The following is a 24,857-nucleotide window of genomic DNA, read 5'->3' on the forward strand; positions in this document are numbered from 1 at the left end:
TCCTTTTCGTGGACTGTCCCGAAATCGTGTGTGCCTCACTTATAAAGACGAACGAGATCGACAAAACTGCAACTCCTCGGTAAAAAAATCCGACAACCTCTGTAGAAAACGTTGCGGCACGCCGTTAACCGTAAAATTTTCATGTGGCTGCTCGTCTGTTCGGGATAACCCGAGTTGCATGAGGAATGCCCGTGACTGCCCGTCCCCTGTTCCACCTTGGCCTTGCCGTCGCGCTGACGGGGGCCTGCCTGGTCGCCCAGGCCCGCGAAGCGGTGGGCGATGCCTCCGCGCAAATCCGCCGGACCAGCTTTGGCGTGCCACATATCCTGGCCAAGGATGAGCGCGGCCTGGGCTACGGCATCGGTTATGCCTATGCCCAGGACAACCTGTGCCTGCTGGCGGGCGAGGTGCTGACGGTCAATGGCGAGCGCTCGCGCTACTTCGGTGCCGAAGGCAAGACCGTCGAGCAGCGGGCAAACCTGGCCAGCGATGTGTTCTTTACCTGGCTCAACGCCCCCGCGGCCATCGATGGTTTTTTGCAGGCGCAACCGGTGGCGGTGCGTGACCTGCTGGAAGGTTACGCCAGCGGCTACAACCGTGCCCTGGCTGAGCGTCGCAGCCAAGGGCTGCCGGCTGAATGCGGGGCGGGCGATTGGCTGCGTCCGATCACCAGTCGCGACCTGGTCAAGTTGACCCGCCGGCTGCTGGCCGAGGGTGGGGTAGGGCAGTTCGCCGAAGCGCTGGTGGCCGCGACCCCACCGAAACTGGCCGCGCAGCGCCCGCCGGTCGACTACAGCGTGGCGCTGGCGCGCCAGGCAAGCTTTGCCGCGGAGCGCGGCAGCAATGCGGTTGCCGTGGGCGCGGAACGTTCGGCCAACGGCCGCGGCCTGCTGCTGGCCAATCCACATTTCCCCTGGGTCGGCGGCCTGCGTTTCTACCAGATGCAACTGACCATCCCTGGCCAGCTGGACGTGATGGGTGCGGCCCTGCCGGGCCTGCCGGTGGTGAATATCGGCTTCAACCGTCACCTGGCCTGGACTCACACCGTCGATACCTCCAAGCACTTCACCCTGTATCGCCTAGAGCTGGACCCGAAGGACGCCACCCGCTACCTGTTGGACGGCCAGTCGCTGCCGCTGGAGCGCCAGACCCTGAGTGTCACGGTCAAGGCCAAGGATGGCAGCCTGAGCCAGGTGGAGCGTCCGGTCTATGTCTCGAAGTTCGGCCCCGTGGTGCAGTGGCCGGGCCGCCTGGACTGGGACACCCACGCGGCCTACAGCCTGCGCGACGCCAACCTGGACAATACCCGGGTGTTGCAGCAGTGGTACCGGATCAACCGTGCCGACAGCCTGGCGGCATTGACCGACTCGGTGGCGCAACTGCAAGGCATCCCATGGGTCAACACCCTGGCGGTGGACGAGGCGGGTCAGGCGCTGTACCTGAACCAGTCGGTGGTGCCCTATGTCGACCAGGCGCTGCTCGAACAATGCAGCAATCCCAAGGCCGCGGGCCCGCTGGTGGTGCTCGACGGCTCACGCAGTGCCTGCCAGTGGAAGGTCGATGCGCAGGCGGCCCAGCCGGGGATCTTCCCCGCGCACCTGCAGCCGAGCCTGGCGCGTCGCGACTTCGTGCAGCATGCCAACGACTCGGCGTGGATGGCCAACCCGGCGCAGCCACTCACCGGTTTCTCGCCGCTGGTCAGTCGCGCCGACCAGCCCCTGGGCATGCGCAGCCGTTTCGCCCTGCAGCGTCTGCAAGGCAAGGGCAAGCTGGGTGTCGAAGAGTTGCGGCGCATGGTGTTCGATGACGAGGTCTACCAGGCCAGCCTGCTCAAACCCGACCTGCTGCAGTGGTGCCAGGGCGTCGAGGCCGATCTTGAGGCGGTGTGCGACAGCCTGCAGGCCTGGGATGGCAAGGCCGACCTGGACAGCGGCGTGGGCCTGCTCCACTTCATGAACATTTTCGCGGCATTGTCGGAGCATCCCGAGACCTGGCGGGTGCCGTTCGATCCGGCCGATCCGCTGCATACCCCGCGCGGCTTGGCGGTGGAGCAGGCGGCGGTCGGCAAGCTGCTGCGCGAGGCCGCCCTGGCGTCCCAGGCGCAGCTCGCCAAGGCCGGTATCGCCGCCGACCAGCGCTGGGGGCAGATCCAGCAGGCCGCCGATGGTACGCCGGTGCCGGGCGGTCCGCAGGCGCTGGGCGTGTACAACGCGATGGTCAGCGTGCCGGTGGGGCCGGGCAAGCGCCTGGTGGTCAGTGGTTCGAGCTATCTGCAGGTGGTCAGCTTCACCGAGCAGGGGCCGCAGGCCCAGGGTTTGCTGGCATTCTCGCTGTCGAGCGAACAGGCTTCGGCACATGCCGCCGACCAGACGCGGGCCTTCGCGGCCAAGCAACTGGCGCCGATTCCGTTCACCGAGGCGCAGATCAAGGCTGATCCGCAGTATCGGCAGTATGTGATCAGCGAGCGGGACAAGGGGCAGGTGGTCACCACCCAGTAAGGGGCGGCGCGTTGTAGGAGCGGCCTTGTGTCGCGAAAGGGGCGCGCAGCGGCCCCAGGTTTCAGCGTTTATGCAGTAATCGCCGGGGCCGCTGCGCGGCCCTTTCGCGACACGAGGCCGCTCCTACAGGGGGCTGGCGTTCAGGCGAACTCGAACGGGGCCAGCTGGAAGCCCTGTTCATCCACCTGCAGCGCCCAGCCGCGGCGATCCCAGTCACCCAGCACGATACGCCGCGCCGGCTGGCCATCGACCACCAGCTTGTGCAGCGCCGGGCGGTGGGTATGGCCATGCACCAGGGTGCGCACACCGTGCGCCGCCATCACCTTCGGCACTTCCTCCGGGGTGACATCGACGATTTCGGTGTTCTTCATCCGCGTCTGTGATTGGCTCTCGCTGCGCAGCTTGCGCGCCAGCTTTTGCCGCGTGGACAGCGGCAGGTGCCGCAGGATCCACAGGCTCAGCGGGTTGCGCAGGTAGCGACGCAGCTTCATGTAGCCGACATCGCGGGTGCACAGGGTGTCGCCATGCATCAGCAGCACCGGCTCGCCGCCCAGCTCGACCACGCAAGGGTCGTCCAGCAGGGTGCAGCCGGCCGCTTCGCAGAACGCCTGGCCGATGAGAAAGTCGCGGTTGCCATGCATCAGGTAGACCGCCGTGCCGCTGTCGGCCAGCCGGCGCAGGGCCTGGCAGATCGACTGCTGGAACGGGGTCATGGCATCGTCGCCGATCCAGGCCTCGAAGAAGTCGCCGAGGATGTACAGCGCCTTGGCATGCCGCGCACGGCCTTCGAGCAGATCAACAAACGCCCGGGTAATATCCGGGCGTTCTTCTTGCAGGTGCAGATCGGAGATCAGCAGGATCACTCAATGATCTCGGCTTTCTCGATGACCACGTCGTCTTTCGGTACGTCCTGGTGACCAGCCTTGGAGCCGGTGGCGACTTTCTCGATGGCGTCGACCACGTCCTTGCCTTCGATCACTTCACCGAATACCGCGTAGCCCCAACCCTGCACGTTCTTGCCGCTGTGGTTGAGGAAACCGTTGTCGGAGGCGTTGATGAAGAACTGCGCCGAGGCCGAGTGCGGCTCCATGGTACGGGCCATGGCGATGGTGTACTTGTCGTTCTTCAGGCCGTTGTCGGCTTCGTTCTGGATGCTGGCGCGGGTCTTCTTCTGGCTCATGTTTGCGTCGAAACCGCCGCCCTGGATCATGAAGCCCTTGATCACGCGGTGGAACACGGTGCCATCGTAGTGGCCTTCCTTGACGTACTGAACGAAGTTCTCGGTAGTCAGCGGGGCTTTTTCGGCATCCAGTTGCAGGACGATATCGCCGTGGTTGGTGCTCAGTTTGACTTTGGACATGCTGAAATTCGCTCTTTCAAGGCATACGGGAAATAGGGTGCGCGCTGCGCTCGGTTAACCTGACGCAGCATCAGGTGACCGCGACACACGCCACTGGGTGGTGATTCTGCCGGATTGTAGACCGTTGCGGCGACAAAACGCGCCACTTTGTCAGTGCTCCGGCTGTCAGCAGCTTGACTGCTTCGGCTATGATAGGCGCTTTGATTCAATCGGCCTACCCGGCCGGCTACCTGCATTCAAGGACACTATGAGCAAGCCCACTGCCGACAACGCGCCAAACGCCGCTGCCAAAGGCGCCCCCGCCGTCCCTGTGAACTTCCTGCGGCCGATCGTCCAGGCCGACCTGGACGCGGGCAAGCACCAGAGCATCGTCACCCGTTTCCCGCCGGAGCCCAACGGCTACCTGCACATTGGTCATGCCAAGTCGATCTGCGTCAACTTCGGCCTGGCCAAGGAATTCGGCGGTGCCTGCCACCTGCGTTTCGACGACACCAACCCGGCCAAGGAAGACCAGGAGTACATCGACTCCATCCAGCGTGACGTCAAGTGGCTGGGCTTCGAGTGGGCGGGCCCGGTGCGCTATGCCTCGGACTACTTCGAGCAGTTGCACGACTGGGCGGTGGAACTGATCAAGTCGGGCAATGCCTATGTCTGCGACCTGACCCCCGAGCAGGCCAAGGAATACCGCGGCAGCCTGACCGAGCCGGGCAAGAACAGCCCGTTCCGCGAGCGCAGCGTCGAGGACAACCTCGACCTGTTCGCGCGCATGAAGGCCGGCGAGTTCAAGGATGGCGAGCGGGTGCTGCGGGCCAAGATCGACATGGCGTCGCCGAACATGAACCTGCGCGACCCGATCCTGTACCGGATCCGCCATGCCCACCACCACCAGACCGGTGACAAGTGGTGCATCTACCCCAACTACGACTTCACCCACGGCCAGTCGGACGCCATCGAAGGCATCACCCATTCGATCTGCACCCTGGAGTTCGAAAGCCACCGCCCGCTGTACGACTGGTTCCTCGACAAGCTGCCGGTGCCGGCGCACCCGCGCCAGTACGAGTTCAGCCGCCTGAACCTGAACTACACCATCACCTCCAAGCGCAAGCTCAAGCAGCTGGTGGACGAAGGCCACGTCGAGGCCTGGGACGACCCGCGCATGTCGACCCTGTCGGGCTACCGCCGTCGCGGCTACACCCCGGCCTCGATCCGCAACTTCTGCGAGATGATCGGCACCAACCGTTCCGACGGCGTGGTCGACATGTCGATGCTCGAGTTCAGCATCCGCGACGACCTCGACCGTACCGCGCCACGCGCGATGTGCGTGCTGCGCCCGCTGAAGGTGGTCATCACCAACTATCCAGAGGGCCAGGTCGAGCAGCTCGAACTGCCGCGCCACCCGAAAGAGGACATGGGCGTGCGCGTGCTGCCATTCGCCCGCGAGCTGTACATCGACCGTGACGACTTCATGGAAGAGCCGCCAAAAGGCTATAAACGCCTGGAACCGGCCGGTGAAGTGCGCCTGCGCGGCAGCTACGTGATCCGCGCCGACGAGGCGATCAAGGATGCCGACGGCAACATCGTCGAGCTGCGCTGCTCGTACGACCCGGACACCCTGGGCAAGAACCCCGAGGGCCGCAAGGTCAAGGGCGTGATCCACTGGGTGCCGGCCGCTGGCAGCGTCGAGTGCGAGGTGCGCCTGTACGACCGCCTGTTCCGCTCTGCCAACCCGGAGAAGACCGAGGACGGCGGCAGCTTCCTCGACAACATCAACCCGGATTCGCTGCAGGTGCTCAGCGGTTGCCGCGCCGAGCCTTCGCTGGCCCAGGCCCAGGCCGAGGACCGCTTCCAGTTCGAGCGCGAAGGCTATTTCTGCGTCGACCTGAAAGACAGCCAGCCGGGTCGCCCGGTGTTCAACCGCACCGTCACCCTGCGTGACTCCTGGGGCAGCTGAGGAAACGCCGTGCTTTCGATCTACAACACGCTGAGCAAGACCAAGGAAGCCTTCAAGCCGCTCGATGGCAACAAGGTGCGCATGTATGTGTGCGGCATGACCGTGTACGACTACTGCCACCTTGGCCACGGCCGCAGCATGGTGGCCTTCGACCTGGTCACCCGCTGGCTGCGCAAGAGCGGCTATGCGCTCACCTACGTGCGCAACATCACCGACATCGACGATAAGATCATCAACCGGGCCAATGAGAACGGCGAGTCGTTCGACGCGCTGACCGCCCGCATGATCGATGCGATGCACGAGGACGAGCGGCGCCTGAACATCCTGCCGCCGGACCAGGAGCCGCGTGCCACCGACCACATCGCCGGCATGCATGCGATGATCCAGACCCTGATCGACAAGGGCTACGCCTACGCCCCGGGCAATGGCGACGTGTACTACCGGGTCGGCAAGTTCGCCGGCTACGGCAAGCTGTCGCGCAAGAAGATCGAAGACTTGCGCATCGGTGCCCGCATCGAGGTCGACGAGGCCAAGCAGGATCCGCTGGACTTCGTGCTGTGGAAGGGCGTCAAGCCGGGCGAGCCATACTGGGATTCGCCGTGGGGGCCGGGCCGTCCGGGCTGGCATATCGAGTGCTCGGTGATGTCCACCTGCTGCCTGGGCGAGAGCTTCGACATCCATGGTGGCGGCAGCGACCTGGAGTTCCCGCACCACGAGAACGAGATCGCCCAGAGCGAGGCCGCTACCGGCAAGCCATACGCCAACGCCTGGATGCACTGCGGCATGATTCGCATCAATGGCGAGAAGATGTCCAAGTCGTTGAACAACTTCTTCACCATCCGCGACGTGCTCGACAAGTACCACCCGGAGGTGGTGCGCTACCTGCTGGTGGCCAGCCACTACCGCAGCGCGATCAACTATTCCGAGGACAGCCTGCGTGACGCCAAGGGCGCGCTGGAGCGCTTCTATCACGCCCTGCGTGGCCTGCCGCGGGTAGCGGCGAAGGGCGGCGAGGCGTTCGTCGAGCGCTTTACCGTGGCGATGAACGACGACTTCGGAACCCCGGAAGCCTGCGCTGTGCTGTTCGACCTGGTGCGCGAGATCAACCGCTTGCGCGACAGTGATCCCGAAGTCGCCGCGGGCCTGGCGGGCCGCCTGCGCGAGCTGGGTGATGTGCTGGGTGTGCTGCAGCTGGAGGCCGATGACTTCCTGCGCGCCGGTGCCGAGGGCAAGGTCGATGCCGCCGAAGTGGAGGCGTTGATCCAGGCGCGTCTGCAGGCGCGCAGCGACAAGAACTGGGCCGAGTCCGACCGCATTCGTGACCAGCTGACCGCCATGGGCGTGGTGCTGGAAGACAGCAAGGGTGCCACCACCTGGCGCCTGGCTGACTGATCGGCGCCCGGTTTGCCAGCCAGTTGGCGGTGCGCTCAACTGCGTCGCCTGGTTCGCCAGCAAGCTGGCGCCTACGGGTATTGCAGGCCGTAATCGGCGTAGGAGCCTTGCCGGCGAACACCGGCATGGCCGGTGCCATCCACCGCGGCGCCTGGTTCGCCAGCAAGGCTGGCTCCTACGGGCGGGCAGGTCGCGGGCGGCGTAGGAGCCGGCTTTGCCGGCGAACACCGGCAAAGCCGGTGCCATCCACCGTGGCGCCTGGTTCGCCAGCAAGCTGGCTCCTACGGATGTTGCAGGCCGTAATCGGCGTAGGAGCCGGCCTTGCCGGCGAACACCGGCGCAGCCGGTGCCAGCCACCGCGCCGCCTGTTTCGCCAGCAAGCTGGCGCCTACGGGTATTGCAGGGCATAACCGGTGTAGGAGCCGGCCTTGCCGGCGAACACCGGCGCAGCCGGTGCCAGCCACCGCGTCGCCTGTTTCGCCAGCAAGCTGGCGCCTACGGGTATTGCAGGGCATAACCGGTGTAGGAGCCGGCTTGCCGGCGAACACCGGCGCAGCAGGTGCCAGCCACCGCGTCGCCTGGTTCGCCAGCAGCTGGCTCCTACGGGATCTGCGGTTCAGACCGCCTTGGTGCAGTGCAGCACCAGCCTTGCCCCACCCAATTCGCTGGCCCCCACCTCCAATCCATAGCCATGCAGGTCGACGATCGCCGCAACGATCGACAACCCCAGCCCGAACCCGGCATGACGGTGGCCTTCCTCGCTGCGGTAGAAGCGCTTGAGCACCGCCTCGCGCTCATCCGCCGGAATCCCCGGGCCGCTGTCCTCGACCGAAATCTGCACGCCCTGGGGGTTTTCCAGCGCCTCGATGCGCACCTGCCCGCCTTCGGGGGTGAACTTGATCGCGTTACCCACCAGGTTGGCCAATGCCTCGAACAGCAACTCACGGTCACCATGCAGCGCCGGCAACTGCGCGGGCTGATTCAGTTGCAAACGGATGCCTCCGTCCTCGGCCAGCGGCAGGTAGAAGTCGTGCAACTCCAGCAGCAGCCCCTGCGGGTCGAGCCGGACGAAGCCGGCGCGTCGCTGCCGGTCTTCAAGCTCGCTGATGCGCAATAACCCGCGAAAACGCGCCATCAGCGTGTCGGTCTCGCCAATCGCCTGATCCAGCGCCTCGCCTTCGGCGGAGCCGGCCGGGCTCTGCTGGCGAATGCGGTACAGCTGGGCGCGCAGCCGGGTCAAGGGCGTGCGCAGGTCGTGGGCGATGTTGTCGCACACCCCCTTGACCTCGTGCATCAGCCGCTCGATGCGGTCGAGCATGGTGTTGACGATGGCCGCCAGCATGTCCAGCTCGTCGCGGCGGGCCGACAGCGGCAGGCGGTGGGTGAGGTCGCCGGCGACGATCAGGTCGGCTTGGTCCTGGATGGCACGGATGCGCTTGAGTGGTCGGCGGCGCAACAGGTACCAACCGGCAAAACCGGGGATCAGGGTCAGCGAGATACCCCAGAGCAGCGCATGCAGGATGATCCGGGTCACCACGAACAACGAGCCGTTGTCGCGTACCAGCACCAGCCAGCGGCCGTCCTGGACCTTGATCGCCACCGCGTCGCAGCTGTCGCGGGGCAGATGCGGGTCGTCGGCGTCCAGGCAACGCTTGAGTTCATGGACCTTGCCATCGAGCCCTAGCTCCGCGGGGATGTTGCGGATGCGCCCGCCAATGGGGTTGAGCTGGCGATCGAACAGGCCGTAGGCATCGAAGCTGCGTTCTTCGAAGGCCTGGCTGGCGATCAGCGCATCGTCCAGCTGCTTGCCGCTCATGTGGGCGAACAGGTGCTGGCGTTGCAGCATGGAGTGGCGGGTGAGCTTGTTCAGGTAGCTGGTGACCTCGAAGTACAGCACCCCCATGAGGATGCTGCTCCAGGCCACGAACAGGAAACTGTACAACGCCAGCAGGCGGCTGGTGGAGGAGCTCCAGCCTTTAGACGGGTTCGGCAATGGCATAGCCGGAGCCCCGCACGGTACGGATCAGCGGGCTTTGGCCGGGCGAGTCGATCTTCTTGCGCAGGCGGCCGATATGCACATCGATCAGGTTGGTGCCGGGGTCGAAGTGATAGCCCCAGACCTCCTCGAAGATCATCATCCGGGTGATCACCTGGCCGGAGTGGCGCATCAGGTACTCCAGCAGCTTGTATTCGGTGGGCAGCAGGTTCAGCGACTGCTCGCCCCGACGCGCCTCGTGGCTGATGAGGTCCAACTCCAGGTCGGCCACCTGCAGGCGAGTCTGGGTCATCGGCACGCTGTTGCGCCGCAGCAGCACTTCGACCCGGGCGGCCATTTCGTCGGAGGCGAATGGCTTGGTCAGGTAGTCGTCGCCACCGGCGCGCAGGCCACGGACGCGTTCGTCGACGTCCGACAGGGCGCTGATCATCAGGATTGGCGTGGCGATCTTCAGGTTGCGCAGGGTGGTGACGATGGTCAGGCCATCGACCTCGGGCAGCATGCGGTCGAGGGTGATCAGCTCGTAGCCGCCGGCGATGGCCTTGGCCAGGCCTTCGCGGCCGTTGTCGGCCCAGTCGACTTCCAGCCCGTGGCTGGACAGTTCGGCGACGATTTCCTGGGCAGTGACGGCGTCGTCTTCGATGGTCAGTACGCGAGGCATGCTGGTTCCTGGGCGGCGAGTGGAGACCTGATTGTGCCAAAGAATAGACAAGCGGCGATTTAAGAAAAATTCATCTGGGTCAATGGAGCGGTAGGTGCCATACGCGAAGGGGGCATGCCATCGCTGGCATGCCCCCTTTGTTCACTGCAGGCGCAGGCCTCAGGCGACCTTGACGATCCAGCCCGCTGGCGCTTCGACGTCGCCGCTCTGGATGCCGGTCAGCTCGGCGTAGAGCTTCTGGGTGACCGGGCCGACCTTCTCCAGGTCGTGGAACACGTGCAGCTTGCCGTTGTACTCGATACCGCCGATCGGGGTGATCACCGCGGCGGTGCCGCAGGCGCCGGCCTCGATGAAGCGGTCGAGCTTGTTGATCTCGACATCGCCTTCGACCACTTTCAGGCCCAGGCGCGAGGCAGCCAGTTCCATCAGCGACAGACGGGTGATGCCCGGCAGCACCGAGGCCGATTTCGGGGTGACGAATTCGTTGTCCTTGGTGATACCGAAGAAGTTGGCCGAGCCGACTTCCTCGATCTTGGTGTGGGTCAGCGGGTCCAGGTAGATGGCGTCGGCGAAGTTGGCCTTTTTCGCCTCGGCGCCTGGCTGCAGGCTGGCGGCGTAGTTGCCACCGACCTTGGCCGCGCCGGTGCCTTGTGGCGCGGCGCGGTCGAAGCTGGAAATCTGGAAGTTGTGCGGCTTCATGCCGCCTTTGAAGTACGAACCCACCGGAATGGCGAAGATCGAGAAAATGAACTCGGGCGCGGTGCGCACGCCGATGTTGTCACCGGTGCCGATCACGAATGGGCGCAGGTACAGGGCGCCTTTGCCGTGGGGCGGCACGAACTTCTCGTTGGCCTTGACCACCTGCTTGCAGGCTTCGATGAACACCTCGGTGGGGACCTGTGGCATCAGCAGGCGAGCGCAGCTGCGCTGCATGCGCGCGGCGTTCTGGTCAGGGCGGAACAGGTTGATCGAGCCGTCCTTGCAACGGTAGGCCTTCAGGCCCTCGAAGCACTGCTGGCCATAGTGCAGGGCAGTGGAGCCTTCACTGATGTGCAGCACGTTGTCTTCGGTCAGGGTGCCCTTGTCCCACTCGCCGTTACGCCATACGGACAGGTAACGTTTGTCGGTCTTGATGTAGTCGAAACCCAGCTTGTCCCAGTTAATGCTTTCGTTACTCATGACACCCTCATTGCTCTACGCCCGAACACGGCGGGCTGCTTTTATATGCGCACCCCGCCACCATAATACATCCGGCGCGGATCGGGAACGGCCAGTCACGCAATCCGCCGGGCGAGCCTGAGTTCAGCCTAAACGCAGATAGTCCTGCAGAATCAGGTTGTGCAGAAAAACGTGGTCATGCGAGACCACCAGCAGCGCCCCCTTGAACTGTCGCAACAACTGCTCCAGCGCCTCGAGCGACGGCAGGTCGAGGTGGTTGTTCGGCTCGTCGAGCAGCAGCAGGTCCAATGGCTGTTCCCGGTACAGCACGCCAGCCAGCGCGACCTTAAGCCGTTCGCCGCCACTGAGCAGGGCTCCGGGCAGTGCGATGCGTGCCGCATCGATGCCCAGCTGCGCCAGGCGACGATGCAGTTCGTCGCGCTGCAGGCGAGGGTTGGCGGCGCGCAGGTGTTCCACGGCGCTCTGTCGCGGTTCCAAGCAGCTGCCGTGCTGGTCGAGCAAGGCCACTTCGCCGGTCAGCCGCAGGCTGCCCGCGCGCGGCGCCAGTTCACCGGCCACCACCCGCAGCAGGGTGGACTTGCCGCTGCCGTTGTCGCCCACCACCCCCAGCCGCTGGCCCAGGCACAGGCGCAGGTCCAGCGCATTGGTCGTGCCCCGTGGCAGGCACAAACCCTCCAGGGCCAGCACCTCGCGCCCCGCGTGCCGTTGCGGCGTGGGGACGTGCAGCATGATCGGCACCTCGCGCTCGACTTGGCGCGCTGCCTGGCGCACCTGTTCGTCCAGCGCTACCTTGGCGTCTTGCTGCTCGCGGCATTGGCGCCCGGCAGTGGCCTGGCTGCGCTGTTGCTGGCGGTCGAGCAGAATCTGCGCCTGGTTCGCCTGCCTGGCCTGGCGCCCGGCGCGGGCCTGGTGACGTTCGAGGTTCTCGCGCCGACGTTGCATGGCCAGGGCCTGGCGTTGACGCTGCTGCTTGAGGCGCAGCAATTGCTGCGCGGCCAGTTCGGCCTGCGCGGTACTCTGCTGCCGGTAGAAATCGAAATCGCCGCCATAGGCGCGCAGGCCAAGGGGCGACAGTTCGACGATGCGTGCCATGTGCCCGAGCAGTGCCCGGTCGTGGCTGATCACCAACAGGCCTTTTTCCCAGCCCTGGAGCATCTCCAGCAGCATGGCCCTGGCGCTGCTGTCCAGGTGGTTGCTTGGCTCGTCGAGGATCAGGTAGTCGGCCTCGCTCAGCCAGGCGCCGAGCAGGGCGACGCGCATGGCCTGGCCGCCGCTCAGGCGATTGGCCGGGCAGTGCGGGTCGAGGTGACCCAGGCCATGGCCTTGCAACTGGGCCTGCAATCGCGCGCGGATGTCCCAGCGATCGCCGACTGCGTCGAAGTCCGCCGGATCGATGCTGCCGCGTTCGATCCGTTCGAGGGCGCGCAGGGTGCCACCGACCTGGGCCAGGTCAGCGAGCGTGGCGCTGTTGGCGAGCAGCTGCTGCTCGAGATGATGCACTCGACCATGGCGCAGGCAGCGACCTTGGCTGGGCTCGCGCAGGCCGGCCAACAGTTGCCCGAGCAGGCTCTTGCCAACGCCGTTGCGTCCGACCAGGCCGGTGTGGCGCAGGTCGAAGGATTCGTTGAGGTCGGTGAAAAGCGGGCTGCCATCGGGCAGGACCAGGGTGACGCTGTCCAGCGTCAGGATCGACGAGTTCGTCATGCACAACTCCACTCATGCCGCGACATCCCCGGTGCGAACCGGAGCCTGAAGACTGGCCGTCAGGCTGACGGCGGCATCAATGGCGCATTGGACGAATACCTCGTGGTGTGGCGTGCGTGCAAGACTAGTCCAGCAATGCGTTGGAAGGCAACGTTTTCGCCTATGCGCGTCGTCAGCACATGCGCACCCCCCTGTAGGAGCGGCCTCGTGTCGCGATAGGGCTGCGCAGCAGCCCCGGGATTTCAGGGTTTGCGCATAAATTGCTGGGGCTGCTGCGCAGCCCTATCGCGACGCAAGGCCGCTCCTACAGAACCGCGCAGGGCTTGAAAGGCTCAGCGCAAGCGCCGGTTCCAGTCGCCGCCATGATCGCGCCAGCAGGCCTCCTCGCTGTCGAAACGCAGATGCCAGGCCACATGGTCCAGCGCGATGCCAGCATCGCTCAGCGCCTGGCCAGTCAGCGCGATCATCCGCGCCTTGTCCGCGCCGGCCAGTGCGCGGGCCATGTCGGTGTCGTCGGTGAACACCCAGGTGATGCGCAGGCTGGCGGGGAAGTCATCGAGGTCGACCCGATGGGTGAGCCAGGCAAAGCCGACGATCTCGGCCTGGGCGACGCTGCAGGCGTCGGTCAGGCAGGCGACCATCTCGCGCTCCAGGCGCGCCAGCGCTCGGCGATTGCCCGCCATCAGTCGTCGATCTGCTGGCAGAAGCGCAGACGGTTGCCGAACGGGTCGGCCACCTGCATCTCCAGGCCCCAGTCCACCGCCTCGGCCGTGGGGCGGGCGTAGCCATACCGCTTGGCCAGCAGCTCGTGCTCCAGGGCCTTGAGGTCGGCGACCCGGGCGAACACCGCCGAGCCGGGGGTGGCATCGCCATGGTGTTCGGACAGGTGCAGGATCAGCCCGTCGCGGTGAACCTGCATGTACAGCGGCAGGTCGGCGGCGAAGCGGTGTTCCCAGTCGAGGGTGAAGCCGAGGAAGTCGAGGTAGAACTCCCGGGCCTTGTCCACCGAGAAGATGCGCAGAATCGGAATGGCGGGGGCGAATTGCATAGTCAGGCTCACTGATTGGCGGGTGGCTGGGGCGCCGTCATGCGCTTGCGCGTCTGCTCGTCGATCTGCTCGCGCAGGGCTTGGAACAGCGGCGCGGCGTCAGTATAGCGGCGGCCGTAGTCGAGGTTGAAGGCGTAGTCGAAGTCCGGCGGGTTGGCGCCTTGGGTGTGCTGCAACAGGGTTTCCAGCTTGTCCAGCGCCTTCACCGCAAGGGCCTCGGCACTGCGTGCGGCGGTGTACTCCTGCCACAGGTCGAGGATGCCAGTGCGCAGCGGCTCGTCGAGCACCGCGCACAGTTGCCGCAGGTCGGCGAACTCCTGCTGGTCCTTGTCCTGGCCGGGGTGCTGGGCGACGGCGGGAATGTCGCCGTGCAAGGCCTCGCCCAGGTCGTGGATGACACACAGCTGCACGACCTTCAACAGGTCCAGGCCAGGCATCTGGTCGGCGAACACCAGGGCCATCAGGCACAGCCGCCAGCTGTGCTCGGCGGTGCTCTCGGTGCGGCCGGTGGCGGTGTGGGCGCTGCGTAGCACGTCCTTGAGACGTTCGGCCTCGCGCAGAAAGGCCAGGCGGTTGGCCAGCAGTTGGTGATTCATTGCAGCTCCCAGGGTGGATACAGCCCACTAGCCTAGGCGCGGGGCCGCCCGTGGGCCACGGATAATTTATGCGCGCAGGCTCACGCCAGGGTTTCGACCAGGCGCGCCGCGCTGCCGTCGGCCAGCAGTAGGCGGGTCCAGCGGCAGCGCCCGGCCGTGATCGGCACCACCCGCGAGCGATTGTGGCCGGTGTCGAACTCCAGCGCTGGTGGCGCCAGCTGTTCACGCCAGCCCAGCGCCTGCAGGCTGGCCTCGCGCTGCATGATCGCCTCGCTGCTGAAGCGCCAGAGCGAGCGCCCCAGCAGGTCCGATAGCGGCAGGGCGAACTCGGCGGCGCGAGAGGGCGAGCAGGCCAGCAGGCGGTGGCTGAGGTCGCAGACCAGGTGCACCGGTCGCTGGTTGCCCTCCACCAGGCGGGCCAACGCCTGATCGGCGGCGGCACTCAGGCGGGCGCCGAGCAGTTGCCCGAGACGTGCCTGCTCCTGCGGGCTCATCAGCTGCTGGCCGTTCTCCCAGCGGGAAATGGTCGATTGCGCCACACCGAACAGCTGGGCGGCGTGCGCTTGCTTGACCCGGTGCAGCAGGCGCCAGCGGCGCAGCGCGATACCCAGGCCGGCGGGTTGGGGCAGGGCGGTAGCGGGCATGGGCTGACCTGTCGGGCACCGGAACGGAGCAGCAGTGTCGCGCGGGCTCTACGGCGGGGCAAGGCGCACTGACCGGCGGTTCGCAAGTTTCATCTGCGTTCACCTGCGCAGTTGGCCCGCTCCCTGCTATATCCAGCCAGCGAATTTGATCGAGTGGTCAACCCGGTGCGCTTGCGCGCGACCGGCGCATGACCCTCCAGGCGGCCGCCAGGCCACGGATCTCAGGGGTAGCAGGATGACACTGGGGCAACGGATAGAGGCACCGCAGGCAGACCCAGGCTGGAGTGCCCAGCTGCAGTTGCGCTTCAACCTGCGCGAGGGGGTGACCCGCCTTGGTGCGCGGCGCCATGTCGGACCACTTTTGGTGCAGCGCCCGTTCCATCCGGAAGGCGCGCCGTGCCATGTGTATGTGCTGCACCCACCAGGCGGCATCGTTGGCGGGGACCGGCTGGACCTGGATATCCATCTCGAGACGGGCAGCCATGCGTTGTTGACCATGCCGGGAGCCAGCAAGTTCTACCGTAGCGTCGGCCCGACCGCGCGCCTTGCCCAACGTTTTCACCTGCAGGCCGGCAGCACCCTGGAGTGGCTGCCCCAGGACAGCATTTTCTTCAATGGCGCCCGTGCCAGCCTCGACAGCCATTTCACCCTCGAGCTCGGCGCCCGCCTGCTGGCCTGGGAAACCCTGTGCCTGGGCCGCCCGGTGATCAACGAAGGTTTCGCCCAGGGCGCGCTGGACAACCGCTTGTGCATCGAGCTGCCCGACGAACCTGGCCTGCACGAGCGCCTGCGCATCGAGGGGGGCCACCTGGAGAAGCTCGCTGGCCACCCCTTGCTCGCCACCTTCTGTGCCACGCCCGCCGACCCAGCCGTGCTGGAGCGGGTGCGCCAGTTGCTCGACGGCTTGCCCACGCCGGCCGGGGCCACCTTGCTTGGCCCGCTGCTGGTGATCCGCCTGCTCGACCACGACAACCAACACCTGCAACACAACCTGCAGCGCCTCTGGCACCTGCTGCGCCCGGCCGTGCTCGGCCTGGCGCCGTGCCCGCCGCGCATCTGGGCCACCTGAGAGAGCCGCCATGGAGCTGACCCCGAGAGAGAAAGACAAACTGCTGCTGTTCACCGCCGCGCTGCTGGCCGAGCGCCGGTTGGCCCGCGGCCTGAAGCTCAACTACCCGGAAGCGGTGGCGTTGATCAGCGCCGCGGTGCTCGAAGGCGCCCGCGATGGGCGCACGGTGGCCGAGCTGATGAGCCTGGGCCGCGAAGTACTGGAGCGTGGACAGGTGATGGACGGTGTGCCCGAGATGCTCCCCGACGTCCAGGTCGAAGCGACGTTCCCCGACGGCACCAAGCTGGTGACCGTGCATGACCCCATCGTCTGAGGTGCTGCCCATGATTCCCGGAGAGATCCAGGTCGCCGCCGGCGACATCGAACTCAACGTCGGCCGCCAGACGCTCAGCGTCAGCGTGGCCAACCACGGCGACCGCCCGGTGCAGGTCGGTTCGCATTACCACTTCTTCGAGGTCAACGACACCCTGGTGTTCGAGCGTGCGCCGACCCGCGGCTTTCGCCTGGACATCCCGGCCGGCACCGCGGTGCGTTTCGAGCCGGGCCAGGCCCGTACCGTCCAGTTGGTGGCCTATGCCGGCAAGCGCGAGGTACATGGCTTCCAGGGCAAGGTGATGGGCGCGCTGGAGGGCAGGGCATGAGCCGTATTTCCCGGCAGGCCTACGCGGACATGTTCGGCCCCACCGTCGGCGACCGCGTGCGCCTGGCCGACACCGCGCTGTGGGTGGCGGTGGAGCAGGACTTCACGGTCTATGGCGAGGAGGTCAAGTTCGGCGGCGGCAAGGTGATTCGCGACGGCATGGGCCAGGGCCAGATGCTGGCCGCCGAGGCCATGGACCTGGTGCTGACCAACGCTCTGATCATCGACCACTGGGGCATCGTCAAGGCCGACATCGGCATCAAGCACGGGCGCATCGCCGCCATCGGCAAGGCCGGTAACCCCGATGTCCAGCCAGGCGTGACGATCCCGGTGGGGCCGGGCACCGAGGTCATCGCCGCCGAAGGCAAGATCGTCACCGCCGGTGGCATCGACTCGCACATCCATTTCATCTGCCCGCAGCAGGTCGAGGAAGCGCTGAGCAGCGGCGTCACCACCTTCATCGGCGGTGGCACCGGGCCGGCCACCGGCACCAACGCCACCACCTGCACCCCTGGCCCCTGGTACCTGGCGCGCATGCTCCAGGCCGCCGACAGCCTGCCAATCAACATCGGCCTGCTGGGCAAGGGCAATGCCTCGCGGCCCGAGGCCCTGCGCGAGCAGATCGCCGCCGGTGCCGTGGGCCTGAAGCTGCACGAGGACTGGGGCTCGACCCCGGCGGCCATCGACTGCTGCCTGGGCGTGGCCGAGGACCTGGACATCCAGGTGGCGATCCATACCGACACCCTCAACGAGTCGGGCTGCATCGAGGATACCCTGGCCGCCATCGGCGAACGCACCATCCACACCTTCCATACCGAGGGCGCTGGCGGCGGCCACGCCCCGGACATCATCCGCGCGGCCGGCCAGGCCAACGTGCTGCCGTCCTCGACCAACCCGACCCTGCCGTACACGCTCAACACCGTCGACGAGCACCTGGACATGCTCATGGTCTGCCACCACCTGGACCCGAGCATCGCCGAGGACGTGGCCTTTGCCGAGTCGCGCATCCGCCGCGAGACCATCGCCGCCGAGGACATCCTCCACGACATCGGCGCCTTCGCCATGACGTCGTCCGACTCCCAGGCCATGGGCCGGGTCGGCGAGGTGGTGCTACGCACCTGGCAGGTGGCGCACCAGATGAAGCTGCGCCGCGGCCCGCTGGCGCCGGACAACGGCTATTGCGACAACTTCCGGGTCAAGCGCTACATCGCCAAGTACACGATCAACCCGGCGCTGACCCACGGCATCGCCCATGAAGTGGGCTCGGTGCAGGTGGGCAAGCTGGCCGACCTGGTGCTGTGGGCGCCGGCGTTCTTCGCAGTCAAGCCGGCGCTGGTGCTCAAGGGCGGGATGATCGCCTGCGCGCCGATGGGCGATATCAACGGCTCGATCCCCACCCCGCAGCCGGTGCACTACCGGCCGATGTTCGGCGCCCTGGGCGCGGCGCGCCATGCCACGCGCATGACGTTTCTATCCCAGGCTGCCATGGACCGTGGCCTGGCCGCGCAACTGAACCTGCGCAGCCTGATCGGCGTGGCCCATGGCTGTCGGCGGGTACGCAAGGCCGACATGGTCCACAACAGCCTGCAACCGCGGATCGAGGTCGACGCGCAAACCTACCAGGTGCGCGCCGACGGCGAACTGCTGGTGTGCGAACCGGCCCGTGAACTGCCGCTGGCCCAGCGGTACTTCCTGTTCTGAGGGCGCGATGCCAATCAACGCCGCACGTTCTGGTTTGTTTTGAAGGAGTGAACATGATCGTACTGACCCAAAGGCTCAACGGCGCCGCCAGGGTGACCGGCAGCGTCACCCTCAGTGTCGACAGCCGCATCAAGAGCCGCCTGCGCGTGACCCTCGATGATGGCCGCGAGGCCGGGCTGATGCTCGAGCGCGGCCACCTGCTGCGCGGCGGCGAGTTACTCGCCGATGCCGATGGCGGCCAGGTGATTCGCGTGCTGGCGGCGCCCGAAGCGGTGTCGACCGTGCGCTGCGCCGACCCGCACTTGCTGGCCCGCGCCGCCTACCACCTGGGCAATCGGCATGTGCCGCTGCAGATCGAGCCGGGCTTGCTGCGCTACCAGCACGACCATGTACTCGACGACATGCTGCGTGGCCTGGGCCTGAGCGTCGTTGCCGAACAGGCGCCGTTCGAGCCCGAGGCTGGCGCCTACCAGAGCACCGCGCACAACCATGGCCACCCGTTCGTGCGCCTGAATGCCCCTTCCTGACCTGTGGAGCTTGCAATGAAGAAGACCTTGGCCTTTGTGCTGTTGATGGTGGCCCTGCCGGCCTTCGCCCACCCCGGGCACGATGCCAACCCGTTGCAGGATGGCTTGTTGCACCCGCTGACCGGCCTTGACCACCTGCTGATGCTGCTCGGTACCGGGGTGCTGGCGGCCCTGACCGGACGCCGCCTGAGCTTGCCGCTGGCGACCCTGGCGGCGATGTTCGCCGGCGCCGTGTGCGGCCACCTGTTCGGCGATGTGCTCGGCATGGAACCGATGATCGTCGGTTCGCTGTTGGTGGCCGCCGCCGCCCTGTTGTTGCCCAGCCGCCAGTGGCTGTTGGCGCTGATCATGCCGGTGTTCGCCTTGTTCCACGGTTGGGCCCACGGCGTGGAAGCCACCCCGAGCGCGTTCTGGCTGTTCAGCGCCGGCTTCGTCACCGTCAGTGGCCTGTTGCTGGCGGCAGGTTTCGCTGGCGGTTGCCTGTTGCGCCGTCACACGGGGTTGCAGAAAGCCTTCGCTGGCGGCCTGCTGGCCGGTGCCGCGCTGGTGCTGGCCGGTTGATGCCCAGCGACCTGGCGCTGCTGCGCCTGCTGCAACTGGCCAGCCCAGGGCTGCCGGTGGGTGGCTTCACCTACTCGCAAGGCCTGGAATGGGCCGTCGAGGCCGGTTGGGTGAAGGGCGCCGCAGGTTTTGCCGCCTGGCAACGCGAGCAAGTGCGCGACACCCTGGGCTGCCTCGATTGGCCGCTGCTGGCCCGCCTGTACCAAGCCTGCCAGGCGCAGGATGCGCAAGCGTTCGGCCACTGGACGCGCTTTGTGCTGGCCAACCGCGAGACCGCCGAGCTGCGCCTGGAGGAGTGCCAGCGCGGCAGCGCCCTGGCACGGCTGCTCGACGGCTGGCAGTTGGCCCAGGAGCCGGCCTGGCGGTCCAGCCTGGAACTCAGCCAGCTCGGTGGCATGGCCTGGCTGGGCGCGCATTGGTCGATTCCGCTGCGCCAGCTTGCCCTGGGCCATGGCTACGCCTGGCTGGAAGGGGCGGTGATGGCTGGGGTCAAGCTGGTGCCGTTCGGCCAGCAAGCCGCCCAGACGTTGTTGCGCGACCTGAGCGCGGAGCTGCCCGCCGTGCTCGATCAAGCCTTGCTGCTGCAGGACGACCAGCTCGGCGGCGGCCTGCCACTGCTGGCGATTGCCTCGTCACGCCACGAAACCCAATACACCCGTTTGTTCCGTTCCTGAGGACTGCCCCATGCAAAACTACCAGCAACCCCTGCGTGTCGGCGTCGGCGGCCCGGTCGGCTCCGGCAAGACCGCGCTGCTCGAAGCCCTGTGCAAGGCCATGCGCGATGAGTACCAGATCGCCGTGGTGACCAATGACATCTACACCAAGGAAGACCAGCGCATCCTCACCGAAGCCGGGGCCCTCGAGCCCGAGCGCATCGTCGGTGTCGAAACCGGCGGCTGCCCGCACACCGCGATCCGCGAGGATGCCTCGATGAACCTGGCCGCGGTCGAGGCCCTGGCGCGCAAGTTCGGCAACCTCGAAGTGATCTTCGTCGAGAGTGGCGGCGACAACCTCAGTGCCACCTTCAGCCCGGAGCTGGCCGACCTGACGGTTTATGTGATCGATGTCGCCGAAGGCGAGAAGATCCCGCGCAAGGGTGGGCCGGGCATCACCAAGTCGGATTTCCTGGTGATCAACAAGACCGACCTGGCGCCTTACGTCGGGGCCTCGCTGGAGGTGATGGCGCGTGATACCCAGCGCATGCGCCCACAGCGGCCATGGACGTTCAGTAACCTGAAAAAGGGCGAAGGCCTGCAGGCTGTGATCGATTTTATCGTCGAGCGCGGGATGCTGGGAGCAGGGCGTAGCGGGCGGCAGGACCGCTAGGCCCGGCATGCCAGGTTTTACCCACGAGAACAGGGGAATGGGCGCCTGGGCCATGAGGATGCCTGGGCCGCATCAGCCGCGTGCCAGGGGGTTAGAGTCGTTGCAGCTGCGCTTGCGGTACACGGGCCGGCTCATTCACTCAAGGAAGCCAATATGAATACCATCGCATTGATCGTGCTACTGACTGCCACCGACCCTGATCGAGTCCCACGTGTGGCTGCCCCCTTCGAGGCAGACGTCAGCCTCGGGCACCGTGTCGGCCCGGGGCAACTGGCTGGGCTTGGCCACTATGGCGGCGTTGCGCCGATGCAGTGCCCGAACGACCGGTTCCCGAGCCCGGTAGGGCACTGTCAGCCGGATTGGGACTTCGACTGATCGCCCAAGCCGCGCCAAAGGCGCTGAACCTGCAAGACGACACTGGGCCTGTAACGGTGGCGTCTGCGCAAGCGCCTGGCGGCCACTGGGCGGCGGCAGGCTCGCCTGCAAAAATATGCTCAAGGCATAGGTAAATGCTGGGTCGTCCAGGTCACCATGGGCACCCGCGCCGCGGTACAGTGGCAGGCAAATCCCCGGCGCCGAGCGTGCCAGAGAGGTGCTCATGGCTTCCTACACCTTGCGTCAACTCAAGTACTTCGTCACCACCGTCGAGGCTGGCAGTGTCGCCGAGGCCTCTCGCCAGCTGTATATCGCCCAACCGTCGATCTCCACGGCGATCAAGAGCCTGGAAGAAAGCTTCGGTGTGCAGTTGTTCATTCGCCACCATGCCCAGGGCGTCTCGCTGACGCCGGGCGGCAAGCGCTTCTACGCCAAGACCCGGGCCTTGCTGCAGATGGCCCATGAGTTCGAGCAGAACGCCCTGGCCGACAACGACACTGTGGCCGGGCAGATCGACATCGGTTGCTTCGAGACCGTGGCGCCGCTGTACCTGCCACGGCTGATCGCCGGTTTTCGTGATCGTTACCCAGGGGTCGACATCCGCCTGCGCGACGGTGAGCAGCAGGACCTGATCCAAGGCCTGACCGCCGGCACCTTCGACCTGGCGCTGCTCTATGACCACGACCTCGACGGCACCATCGAAACCGAACCCTTGATGGCACCACAGAAACCCTACGTGCTGTTGCCGGAGAAACACCGCTTCGCCGGCCAGGCCCAGGTATCGTTGCGCGACCTGTGCCCGGAGCCGATGATCCTGCTCGACGTGGCGCCCAGCCGCACCTACTTCGTCAGCCTGTTCCACGACCTGGGACTGACGCCGAATATCGTCTTCAGCTCACCCTCGATAGAGATGGTGCGTGGCATGGTGGGGCAGGGCTTCGGTTTCTCGCTGCTGGTAACCCGGCCGCACTCTGAATTCAGCTATGACGGACAGCGCCTGGTGACCCTCGACATCACCGAGCCGGTGGCCTTGTCCGGGCTGGCTGCGGCGCACTTGAAACGCATGCAACTGACCAAGCCCGCGCAGTTGTTCGTCGAGTTCTGCCGGGAGCAACTGGCCAATCTGTAGCGCCGGCTTGCCGGGGGCCGGCCGAGCCCGCATGATGCGTCGATGACCCGACTTAGCCGTTTACACGCTGTCAGGCGCAGCCTGCGCCCGGACGGCCAGCATCTGCTCTGGCTGCGTTACCAGCGGCCTTATCACTGGCCCTCGACGCTGGCCTTCCTCGCCGCGCGGTGCATCCCCGGCATCGAGACCTGCAGCGAGGGGGTGTACCGGCGCAGCTTGGTCTTTGCCGGGTGCCAGGGGCTGTTGCAGGCCAAGCCGGGGGCTTGCCTGCAGGTGCGTTTGAGTGGGGTGGGCGCGGCGCAGGTGCCAGGGCTGATTGCGCGCTTGCGTCGGGTGTTCGACCTGGATGCGCAGCCGGCGCGGATTGCCGCGGCGCTGTCGAACGACCCGTTGATGGCTCGGTTGCTGGGCGCCCGGCCGGGCCTGCGCGTGCCCAAGGGGTGGGAGCCCTGCGAGCAGGCGATGCGCACGGTGCTCGGGCAGCAGATCAGTGTCGCCGGCGCCATGACCCTGGCCGGGCGGCTGGTGGCGCGCCACGGGCAGCCGCTGCGCGCCGCCGAGCCGTGCCTGAGCCATGTGTTTCCCAGCGTCGAAGCACTGGCGGTGGCCGAGTTGAGCGGGCTGGGCATGCCCCAGGCGCGGGCGACGACCCTGTCGACCCTGGCCAGGGCCTTGCTCGCCCAGCCCGACCTGCTGCGGCCCGGCCAGGCGCTTGAGCAGGCTATCAAGCGCTTGTGCCTGCTCAAGGGTATCGGCCCGTGGAGCGCGCATTACCTGGCCTTGCGCCAACTGGGCGATAGCGATGCACTGCCCCTGGGGGACGTGGCGCTGGTCAAGGCCCTGCGCCTGCATGAGGGCCCCCAGGCCCAACTGGCCGAGCGCGCCCAGGCCTGGCGGCCCTGGCGCGCCTATGCGGCGCAGCACTTGTGGGCCTCGTTGGCCGACTGCAACCCGGCAAGCGGCCGCCAGGACAGGTAAGCGGTCGAATCCGGACCACCTGTCGGGCCAGCCACACTGTCGGTCGAACGACCTGCCTGCGACCAGGTTCTTCCACTAAGGTGCAAGAGGATTGCGCTGCTCTTCATCGCCTGGGCGAAGGGACGGTCGCCGCGGCGTAATCCTACACAACAGGCCAGACAGAGAGGGACGTACCATGTCATTGATTGGCGTTTCGATGCTTGAAATGCGGCAGATGATCGAACAGGCCTGCCTGCCCGATCGCTGCGAGGTGAGCTGCCCGGATGGCGAAAACCTCACTATCCGCCTCGGCCAGGGCCAGAGCCTGGACGATTGCCTGACGGTCACCGGGGTGCCGGTGGCCAGCCTCAACAGTTGCCGCGACCTGGTTGGCCTGGTGACCCAGCTCAAGGAGCAGCGCCACGGCCAGCCGCAGCCGCTCAAGGCCATAGCCTGAGCGGCGACAGCCCGGTCAGCCAAGGCTGGCCGGGCGCACATATTCAGGCATCAGGCCGTTGAACCAGAACAGGATCATCGATACCAGCAGGGTGACCAGCAGCAACAGCCCCACCCCCCAGACGCAGGTGGCGAACAGCATGGCCTGTTCCTTGCGCAGCCGCAGGAAGGTTTGCAGGCCGCCATACAGCAGCACGCTGGCATACGCCGACGCCGCCAGCAACGCGACCACCGCCAGCCAACGCACCGGGACCAGGCCCACCACCCCGGCGAAGAACCAGGGCGTGGCGCAATAGGCGGCAAAGCCGATGCATTGGTTGAGGCTCGGTTGCACATCGAAGCCGCGCGACATCCAGCGGATCATCACCCCCATCAACATCACCCCGACCACGGTCGTGGCATACAGCAGCCCGGCCAACTGTGCCGCGCTGGTCAGGCCCAGGCGTACCCGTGCCTCGGTGGCCAGGCTCCAGCCGAAGGTGCTGGTGCCGACGAACAGGCACAGGGCCGGGATCAGCGCCAGCACCAGCAGCCGTGGCAAGTATTGCTGCGGATGGTCCTCCTCGGCCCGGCGGATCTCGATCCAGGCGTCGGCCGGGTGGGTGAAGAGCTTGAGCAATGGGCTGTTCATGGCGTTCTCCTCGCAAGGCAGGCACTGCCTTTCTGTTATGGAGACGCGGGTTTGCGGCAGGGTTCAGCCGGGCTTGCCGCCGTTGATCGGCTATTGCAGTTCCAGCAGCAGGTTGAGGCCGCCATCGCCGCAGCGCACATGGTCGCGGACCACGCCGTGGTAGCTGCGGCCCTCCCAGACGAACGCGACGCTGTGGGCGCGCTCCACCTTGCCCGGCAGCGGCGGTTCGATATGCAGGCGCAGGGCCGGGCGCCCCTGCAGGTTGAGGGCTGCCACCTGCACCTGGCAGGCGGCGCGCTGCGCCACTGGGCCGAACAAGGTGTCACGGACGAAGTCCAGCTCCAGGCAGGCACAGGGCGCACGGCAGGACATCTTCATGGCGGGCTCCCGATGAAAGAGGCGATACATCAATCATTGGAAGCCTGGCGCAGGAAGGTGTTCAAATTATTTCAATGC

At 66.4% G+C, this 24,857-nt stretch carries 26 protein-coding genes; 14 read left to right on the plus strand and 12 right to left on the minus strand.

Going from position 1 to position 24,857, the window contains the following annotated elements:
* Positions 1 to 191: 191 nt before the first annotated feature.
* Positions 192 to 2,498 carry a bifunctional acylase PvdQ gene (gene pvdQ, locus KSS95_RS13750; RefSeq protein ID WP_437179546.1) on the plus strand — a complete coding sequence of 769 codons (2,307 nt, stop codon included), beginning with the start codon at positions 192 to 194 and terminating at the stop codon, positions 2,496 to 2,498.
* A gap of 140 nt (positions 2,499 to 2,638) precedes the next feature.
* Here pvdQ and KSS95_RS13755 read toward each other — a convergent pair whose 3' ends face one another.
* Both KSS95_RS13755 and KSS95_RS13760 read right to left on the minus strand, forming a co-directional pair.
* Positions 2,639 to 3,361, minus strand: coding sequence for a UDP-2,3-diacylglucosamine diphosphatase (locus KSS95_RS13755; protein ID WP_217847628.1), 723 nt, complete (start codon positions 3,359 to 3,361; stop codon positions 2,639 to 2,641).
* Positions 3,358 to 3,858, minus strand: coding sequence for a peptidylprolyl isomerase (locus tag KSS95_RS13760; RefSeq protein ID WP_217847629.1), 501 nt, complete (start codon positions 3,856 to 3,858; stop codon positions 3,358 to 3,360). The genes KSS95_RS13755 and KSS95_RS13760 overlap by 4 nt, the downstream gene beginning before the upstream one ends.
* Positions 3,859 to 4,105: 247 nt before the next feature.
* Here KSS95_RS13760 and KSS95_RS13765 point away from each other — a divergent pair, with 247 nt between their 5' ends.
* On the plus strand, positions 4,106 to 5,809 hold the full coding sequence (locus tag KSS95_RS13765) for a glutamine--tRNA ligase/YqeY domain fusion protein (RefSeq protein ID WP_217847630.1): 1,704 nt from the start codon (positions 4,106 to 4,108) through the stop codon (positions 5,807 to 5,809).
* Between the two features lie 9 nt (positions 5,810 to 5,818).
* Complete coding sequence (gene cysS / locus KSS95_RS13770) at positions 5,819 to 7,201, plus strand: cysteine--tRNA ligase (RefSeq protein WP_217847631.1); 1,383 nt, start codon at positions 5,819 to 5,821, stop codon at positions 7,199 to 7,201.
* A gap of 616 nt (positions 7,202 to 7,817) precedes the next feature.
* Here cysS and KSS95_RS13775 read toward each other — a convergent pair.
* The 8 genes from KSS95_RS13775 to KSS95_RS13810 form a co-directional block, all read right to left on the minus strand.
* Positions 7,818 to 9,200 carry a sensor histidine kinase gene (locus tag KSS95_RS13775; RefSeq protein ID WP_217847632.1) on the minus strand — a complete coding sequence of 461 codons (1,383 nt, stop codon included), beginning with the start codon at positions 9,198 to 9,200 and terminating at the stop codon, positions 7,818 to 7,820.
* The gene (locus tag KSS95_RS13780; RefSeq protein ID WP_217847633.1) at positions 9,178 to 9,858 is read right to left on the minus strand and encodes a response regulator transcription factor; all 681 of its coding nucleotides are present in this window, start codon (positions 9,856 to 9,858) and stop codon (positions 9,178 to 9,180) included. Before KSS95_RS13780 ends, KSS95_RS13775 begins: the two co-directional genes overlap by 23 nt.
* Positions 9,859 to 10,017: 159 nt before the next feature.
* Positions 10,018 to 11,037 (minus strand): branched-chain amino acid aminotransferase, encoded by a 1,020-nt coding sequence (locus KSS95_RS13785; RefSeq protein ID WP_217847634.1) that lies wholly within the window; start codon positions 11,035 to 11,037, stop codon positions 10,018 to 10,020.
* Positions 11,038 to 11,160: 123 nt separating this feature from the next.
* Positions 11,161 to 12,741: an ATP-binding cassette domain-containing protein gene (locus KSS95_RS13790; protein WP_217847635.1), complete on the minus strand. Its 1,581-nt coding sequence runs from the start codon at positions 12,739 to 12,741 to the stop codon at positions 11,161 to 11,163.
* A gap of 332 nt (positions 12,742 to 13,073) precedes the next feature.
* The gene (locus KSS95_RS13795; RefSeq protein ID WP_217853985.1) at positions 13,074 to 13,427 is read right to left on the minus strand and encodes a hypothetical protein; all 354 of its coding nucleotides are present in this window, start codon (positions 13,425 to 13,427) and stop codon (positions 13,074 to 13,076) included.
* Positions 13,424 to 13,789, minus strand: a complete 366-nt coding sequence (locus KSS95_RS13800; protein WP_217847636.1) for a glyoxalase superfamily protein — start codon at positions 13,787 to 13,789, stop codon at positions 13,424 to 13,426. The genes KSS95_RS13795 and KSS95_RS13800 overlap by 4 nt, the downstream gene beginning before the upstream one ends.
* Before the next feature lie 8 nt (positions 13,790 to 13,797).
* Positions 13,798 to 14,385, minus strand: a complete 588-nt coding sequence (locus KSS95_RS13805; protein WP_217847637.1) for an HD domain-containing protein — start codon at positions 14,383 to 14,385, stop codon at positions 13,798 to 13,800.
* Between the two features lie 80 nt (positions 14,386 to 14,465).
* On the minus strand, positions 14,466 to 15,029 hold the full coding sequence (locus tag KSS95_RS13810; protein ID WP_217847638.1) for a helix-turn-helix domain-containing protein: 564 nt from the start codon (positions 15,027 to 15,029) through the stop codon (positions 14,466 to 14,468).
* A 235-nt stretch (positions 15,030 to 15,264) separates the two neighbouring features.
* Between KSS95_RS13810 and KSS95_RS13815 the strand changes: the two genes are divergently transcribed.
* From KSS95_RS13815 to KSS95_RS13865, 11 genes are all read left to right on the plus strand, one after another.
* On the plus strand, positions 15,265 to 16,098 hold the full coding sequence (locus tag KSS95_RS13815; RefSeq protein ID WP_217847639.1) for an urease accessory protein UreD: 834 nt from the start codon (positions 15,265 to 15,267) through the stop codon (positions 16,096 to 16,098).
* Between the two features lie 10 nt (positions 16,099 to 16,108).
* Positions 16,109 to 16,411, plus strand: coding sequence for an urease subunit gamma (locus tag KSS95_RS13820; protein WP_217847640.1), 303 nt, complete (start codon positions 16,109 to 16,111; stop codon positions 16,409 to 16,411).
* Between the two features lie 10 nt (positions 16,412 to 16,421).
* The gene (locus KSS95_RS13825; RefSeq protein WP_217853986.1) at positions 16,422 to 16,739 is read left to right on the plus strand and encodes an urease subunit beta; all 318 of its coding nucleotides are present in this window, start codon (positions 16,422 to 16,424) and stop codon (positions 16,737 to 16,739) included.
* The gene (gene ureC, locus KSS95_RS13830; RefSeq protein WP_217847641.1) at positions 16,736 to 18,439 is read left to right on the plus strand and encodes an urease subunit alpha; all 1,704 of its coding nucleotides are present in this window, start codon (positions 16,736 to 16,738) and stop codon (positions 18,437 to 18,439) included. The genes KSS95_RS13825 and ureC overlap by 4 nt, the downstream gene beginning before the upstream one ends.
* A gap of 53 nt (positions 18,440 to 18,492) precedes the next feature.
* Positions 18,493 to 18,966 (plus strand): urease accessory protein UreE, encoded by a 474-nt coding sequence (ureE, locus tag KSS95_RS13835; RefSeq protein WP_217847642.1) that lies wholly within the window; start codon positions 18,493 to 18,495, stop codon positions 18,964 to 18,966.
* A gap of 15 nt (positions 18,967 to 18,981) precedes the next feature.
* Positions 18,982 to 19,527, plus strand: a complete 546-nt coding sequence (locus KSS95_RS13840) for a HupE/UreJ family protein (RefSeq protein ID WP_217847643.1) — start codon at positions 18,982 to 18,984, stop codon at positions 19,525 to 19,527.
* Positions 19,527 to 20,201 (plus strand): urease accessory protein UreF, encoded by a 675-nt coding sequence (locus tag KSS95_RS13845; RefSeq protein ID WP_217847644.1) that lies wholly within the window; start codon positions 19,527 to 19,529, stop codon positions 20,199 to 20,201. Before KSS95_RS13840 ends, KSS95_RS13845 begins: the two co-directional genes overlap by 1 nt.
* Before the next feature lie 10 nt (positions 20,202 to 20,211).
* The gene (gene ureG, locus KSS95_RS13850; protein ID WP_217847645.1) at positions 20,212 to 20,853 is read left to right on the plus strand and encodes an urease accessory protein UreG; all 642 of its coding nucleotides are present in this window, start codon (positions 20,212 to 20,214) and stop codon (positions 20,851 to 20,853) included.
* 598 nt (positions 20,854 to 21,451) lie between these two features.
* On the plus strand, positions 21,452 to 22,357 hold the full coding sequence (locus tag KSS95_RS13855) for a LysR family transcriptional regulator (RefSeq protein ID WP_217847646.1): 906 nt from the start codon (positions 21,452 to 21,454) through the stop codon (positions 22,355 to 22,357).
* 42 nt (positions 22,358 to 22,399) lie between these two features.
* Positions 22,400 to 23,335, plus strand: a complete 936-nt coding sequence (locus KSS95_RS13860) for a DNA-3-methyladenine glycosylase family protein (RefSeq protein ID WP_217847647.1) — start codon at positions 22,400 to 22,402, stop codon at positions 23,333 to 23,335.
* Positions 23,336 to 23,510: 175 nt separating this feature from the next.
* Complete coding sequence (locus KSS95_RS13865; RefSeq protein ID WP_217847648.1) at positions 23,511 to 23,771, plus strand: DUF1652 domain-containing protein; 261 nt, start codon at positions 23,511 to 23,513, stop codon at positions 23,769 to 23,771.
* A gap of 15 nt (positions 23,772 to 23,786) precedes the next feature.
* Here KSS95_RS13865 and KSS95_RS13870 read toward each other — a convergent pair whose 3' ends face one another.
* Both KSS95_RS13870 and KSS95_RS13875 read right to left on the minus strand, forming a co-directional pair.
* Entirely contained in the window at positions 23,787 to 24,401 is a 615-nt protein-coding gene (locus tag KSS95_RS13870; protein ID WP_217847649.1) for a Yip1 family protein, read from the minus strand.
* A gap of 90 nt (positions 24,402 to 24,491) precedes the next feature.
* Positions 24,492 to 24,779, minus strand: coding sequence for a hypothetical protein (locus tag KSS95_RS13875; protein WP_134692047.1), 288 nt, complete (start codon positions 24,777 to 24,779; stop codon positions 24,492 to 24,494).
* Between the last annotated feature and the right edge of the window lie 78 nt (positions 24,780 to 24,857).

The sequence above is a fragment of the Pseudomonas muyukensis genome, from assembly GCF_019139535.1.
In the GTDB taxonomy this organism is placed as follows: domain Bacteria; phylum Pseudomonadota; class Gammaproteobacteria; order Pseudomonadales; family Pseudomonadaceae; genus Aquipseudomonas; species Aquipseudomonas muyukensis.

Coding starts and splice junctions, on each gene's coding strand:
- KSS95_RS13760 (WP_217847629.1), bottom strand. CDS start 3,858: ATGTCCAAAGTCAAACTGAGCACCAACCACGGCGATATCGTCCTGCAA.
- KSS95_RS13765 (WP_217847630.1), top strand. CDS start 4,106: ATGAGCAAGCCCACTGCCGACAACGCGCCAAACGCCGCTGCCAAAGGC.
- KSS95_RS13775 (WP_217847632.1), bottom strand. CDS start 9,200: ATGCCATTGCCGAACCCGTCTAAAGGCTGGAGCTCCTCCACCAGCCGC.
- KSS95_RS13780 (WP_217847633.1), bottom strand. CDS start 9,858: ATGCCTCGCGTACTGACCATCGAAGACGACGCCGTCACTGCCCAGGAA.
- KSS95_RS13785 (WP_217847634.1), bottom strand. CDS start 11,037: ATGAGTAACGAAAGCATTAACTGGGACAAGCTGGGTTTCGACTACATC.
- KSS95_RS13790 (WP_217847635.1), bottom strand. CDS start 12,741: ATGACGAACTCGTCGATCCTGACGCTGGACAGCGTCACCCTGGTCCTG.
- KSS95_RS13800 (WP_217847636.1), bottom strand. CDS start 13,789: ATGCAATTCGCCCCCGCCATTCCGATTCTGCGCATCTTCTCGGTGGAC.
- KSS95_RS13805 (WP_217847637.1), bottom strand. CDS start 14,385: ATGAATCACCAACTGCTGGCCAACCGCCTGGCCTTTCTGCGCGAGGCC.
- KSS95_RS13810 (WP_217847638.1), bottom strand. CDS start 15,029: ATGCCCGCTACCGCCCTGCCCCAACCCGCCGGCCTGGGTATCGCGCTG.
- KSS95_RS13815 (WP_217847639.1), top strand. CDS start 15,265: ATGACACTGGGGCAACGGATAGAGGCACCGCAGGCAGACCCAGGCTGG.
- KSS95_RS13820 (WP_217847640.1), top strand. CDS start 16,109: ATGGAGCTGACCCCGAGAGAGAAAGACAAACTGCTGCTGTTCACCGCC.
- KSS95_RS13825 (WP_217853986.1), top strand. CDS start 16,422: ATGATTCCCGGAGAGATCCAGGTCGCCGCCGGCGACATCGAACTCAAC.
- ureC (WP_217847641.1), top strand. CDS start 16,736: ATGAGCCGTATTTCCCGGCAGGCCTACGCGGACATGTTCGGCCCCACC.
- ureE (WP_217847642.1), top strand. CDS start 18,493: ATGATCGTACTGACCCAAAGGCTCAACGGCGCCGCCAGGGTGACCGGC.
- KSS95_RS13840 (WP_217847643.1), top strand. CDS start 18,982: ATGAAGAAGACCTTGGCCTTTGTGCTGTTGATGGTGGCCCTGCCGGCC.
- KSS95_RS13845 (WP_217847644.1), top strand. CDS start 19,527: ATGCCCAGCGACCTGGCGCTGCTGCGCCTGCTGCAACTGGCCAGCCCA.
- ureG (WP_217847645.1), top strand. CDS start 20,212: ATGCAAAACTACCAGCAACCCCTGCGTGTCGGCGTCGGCGGCCCGGTC.
- KSS95_RS13855 (WP_217847646.1), top strand. CDS start 21,452: ATGGCTTCCTACACCTTGCGTCAACTCAAGTACTTCGTCACCACCGTC.
- KSS95_RS13860 (WP_217847647.1), top strand. CDS start 22,400: ATGACCCGACTTAGCCGTTTACACGCTGTCAGGCGCAGCCTGCGCCCG.
- KSS95_RS13865 (WP_217847648.1), top strand. CDS start 23,511: ATGTCATTGATTGGCGTTTCGATGCTTGAAATGCGGCAGATGATCGAA.
- KSS95_RS13870 (WP_217847649.1), bottom strand. CDS start 24,401: ATGAACAGCCCATTGCTCAAGCTCTTCACCCACCCGGCCGACGCCTGG.
- KSS95_RS13875 (WP_134692047.1), bottom strand. CDS start 24,779: ATGAAGATGTCCTGCCGTGCGCCCTGTGCCTGCCTGGAGCTGGACTTC.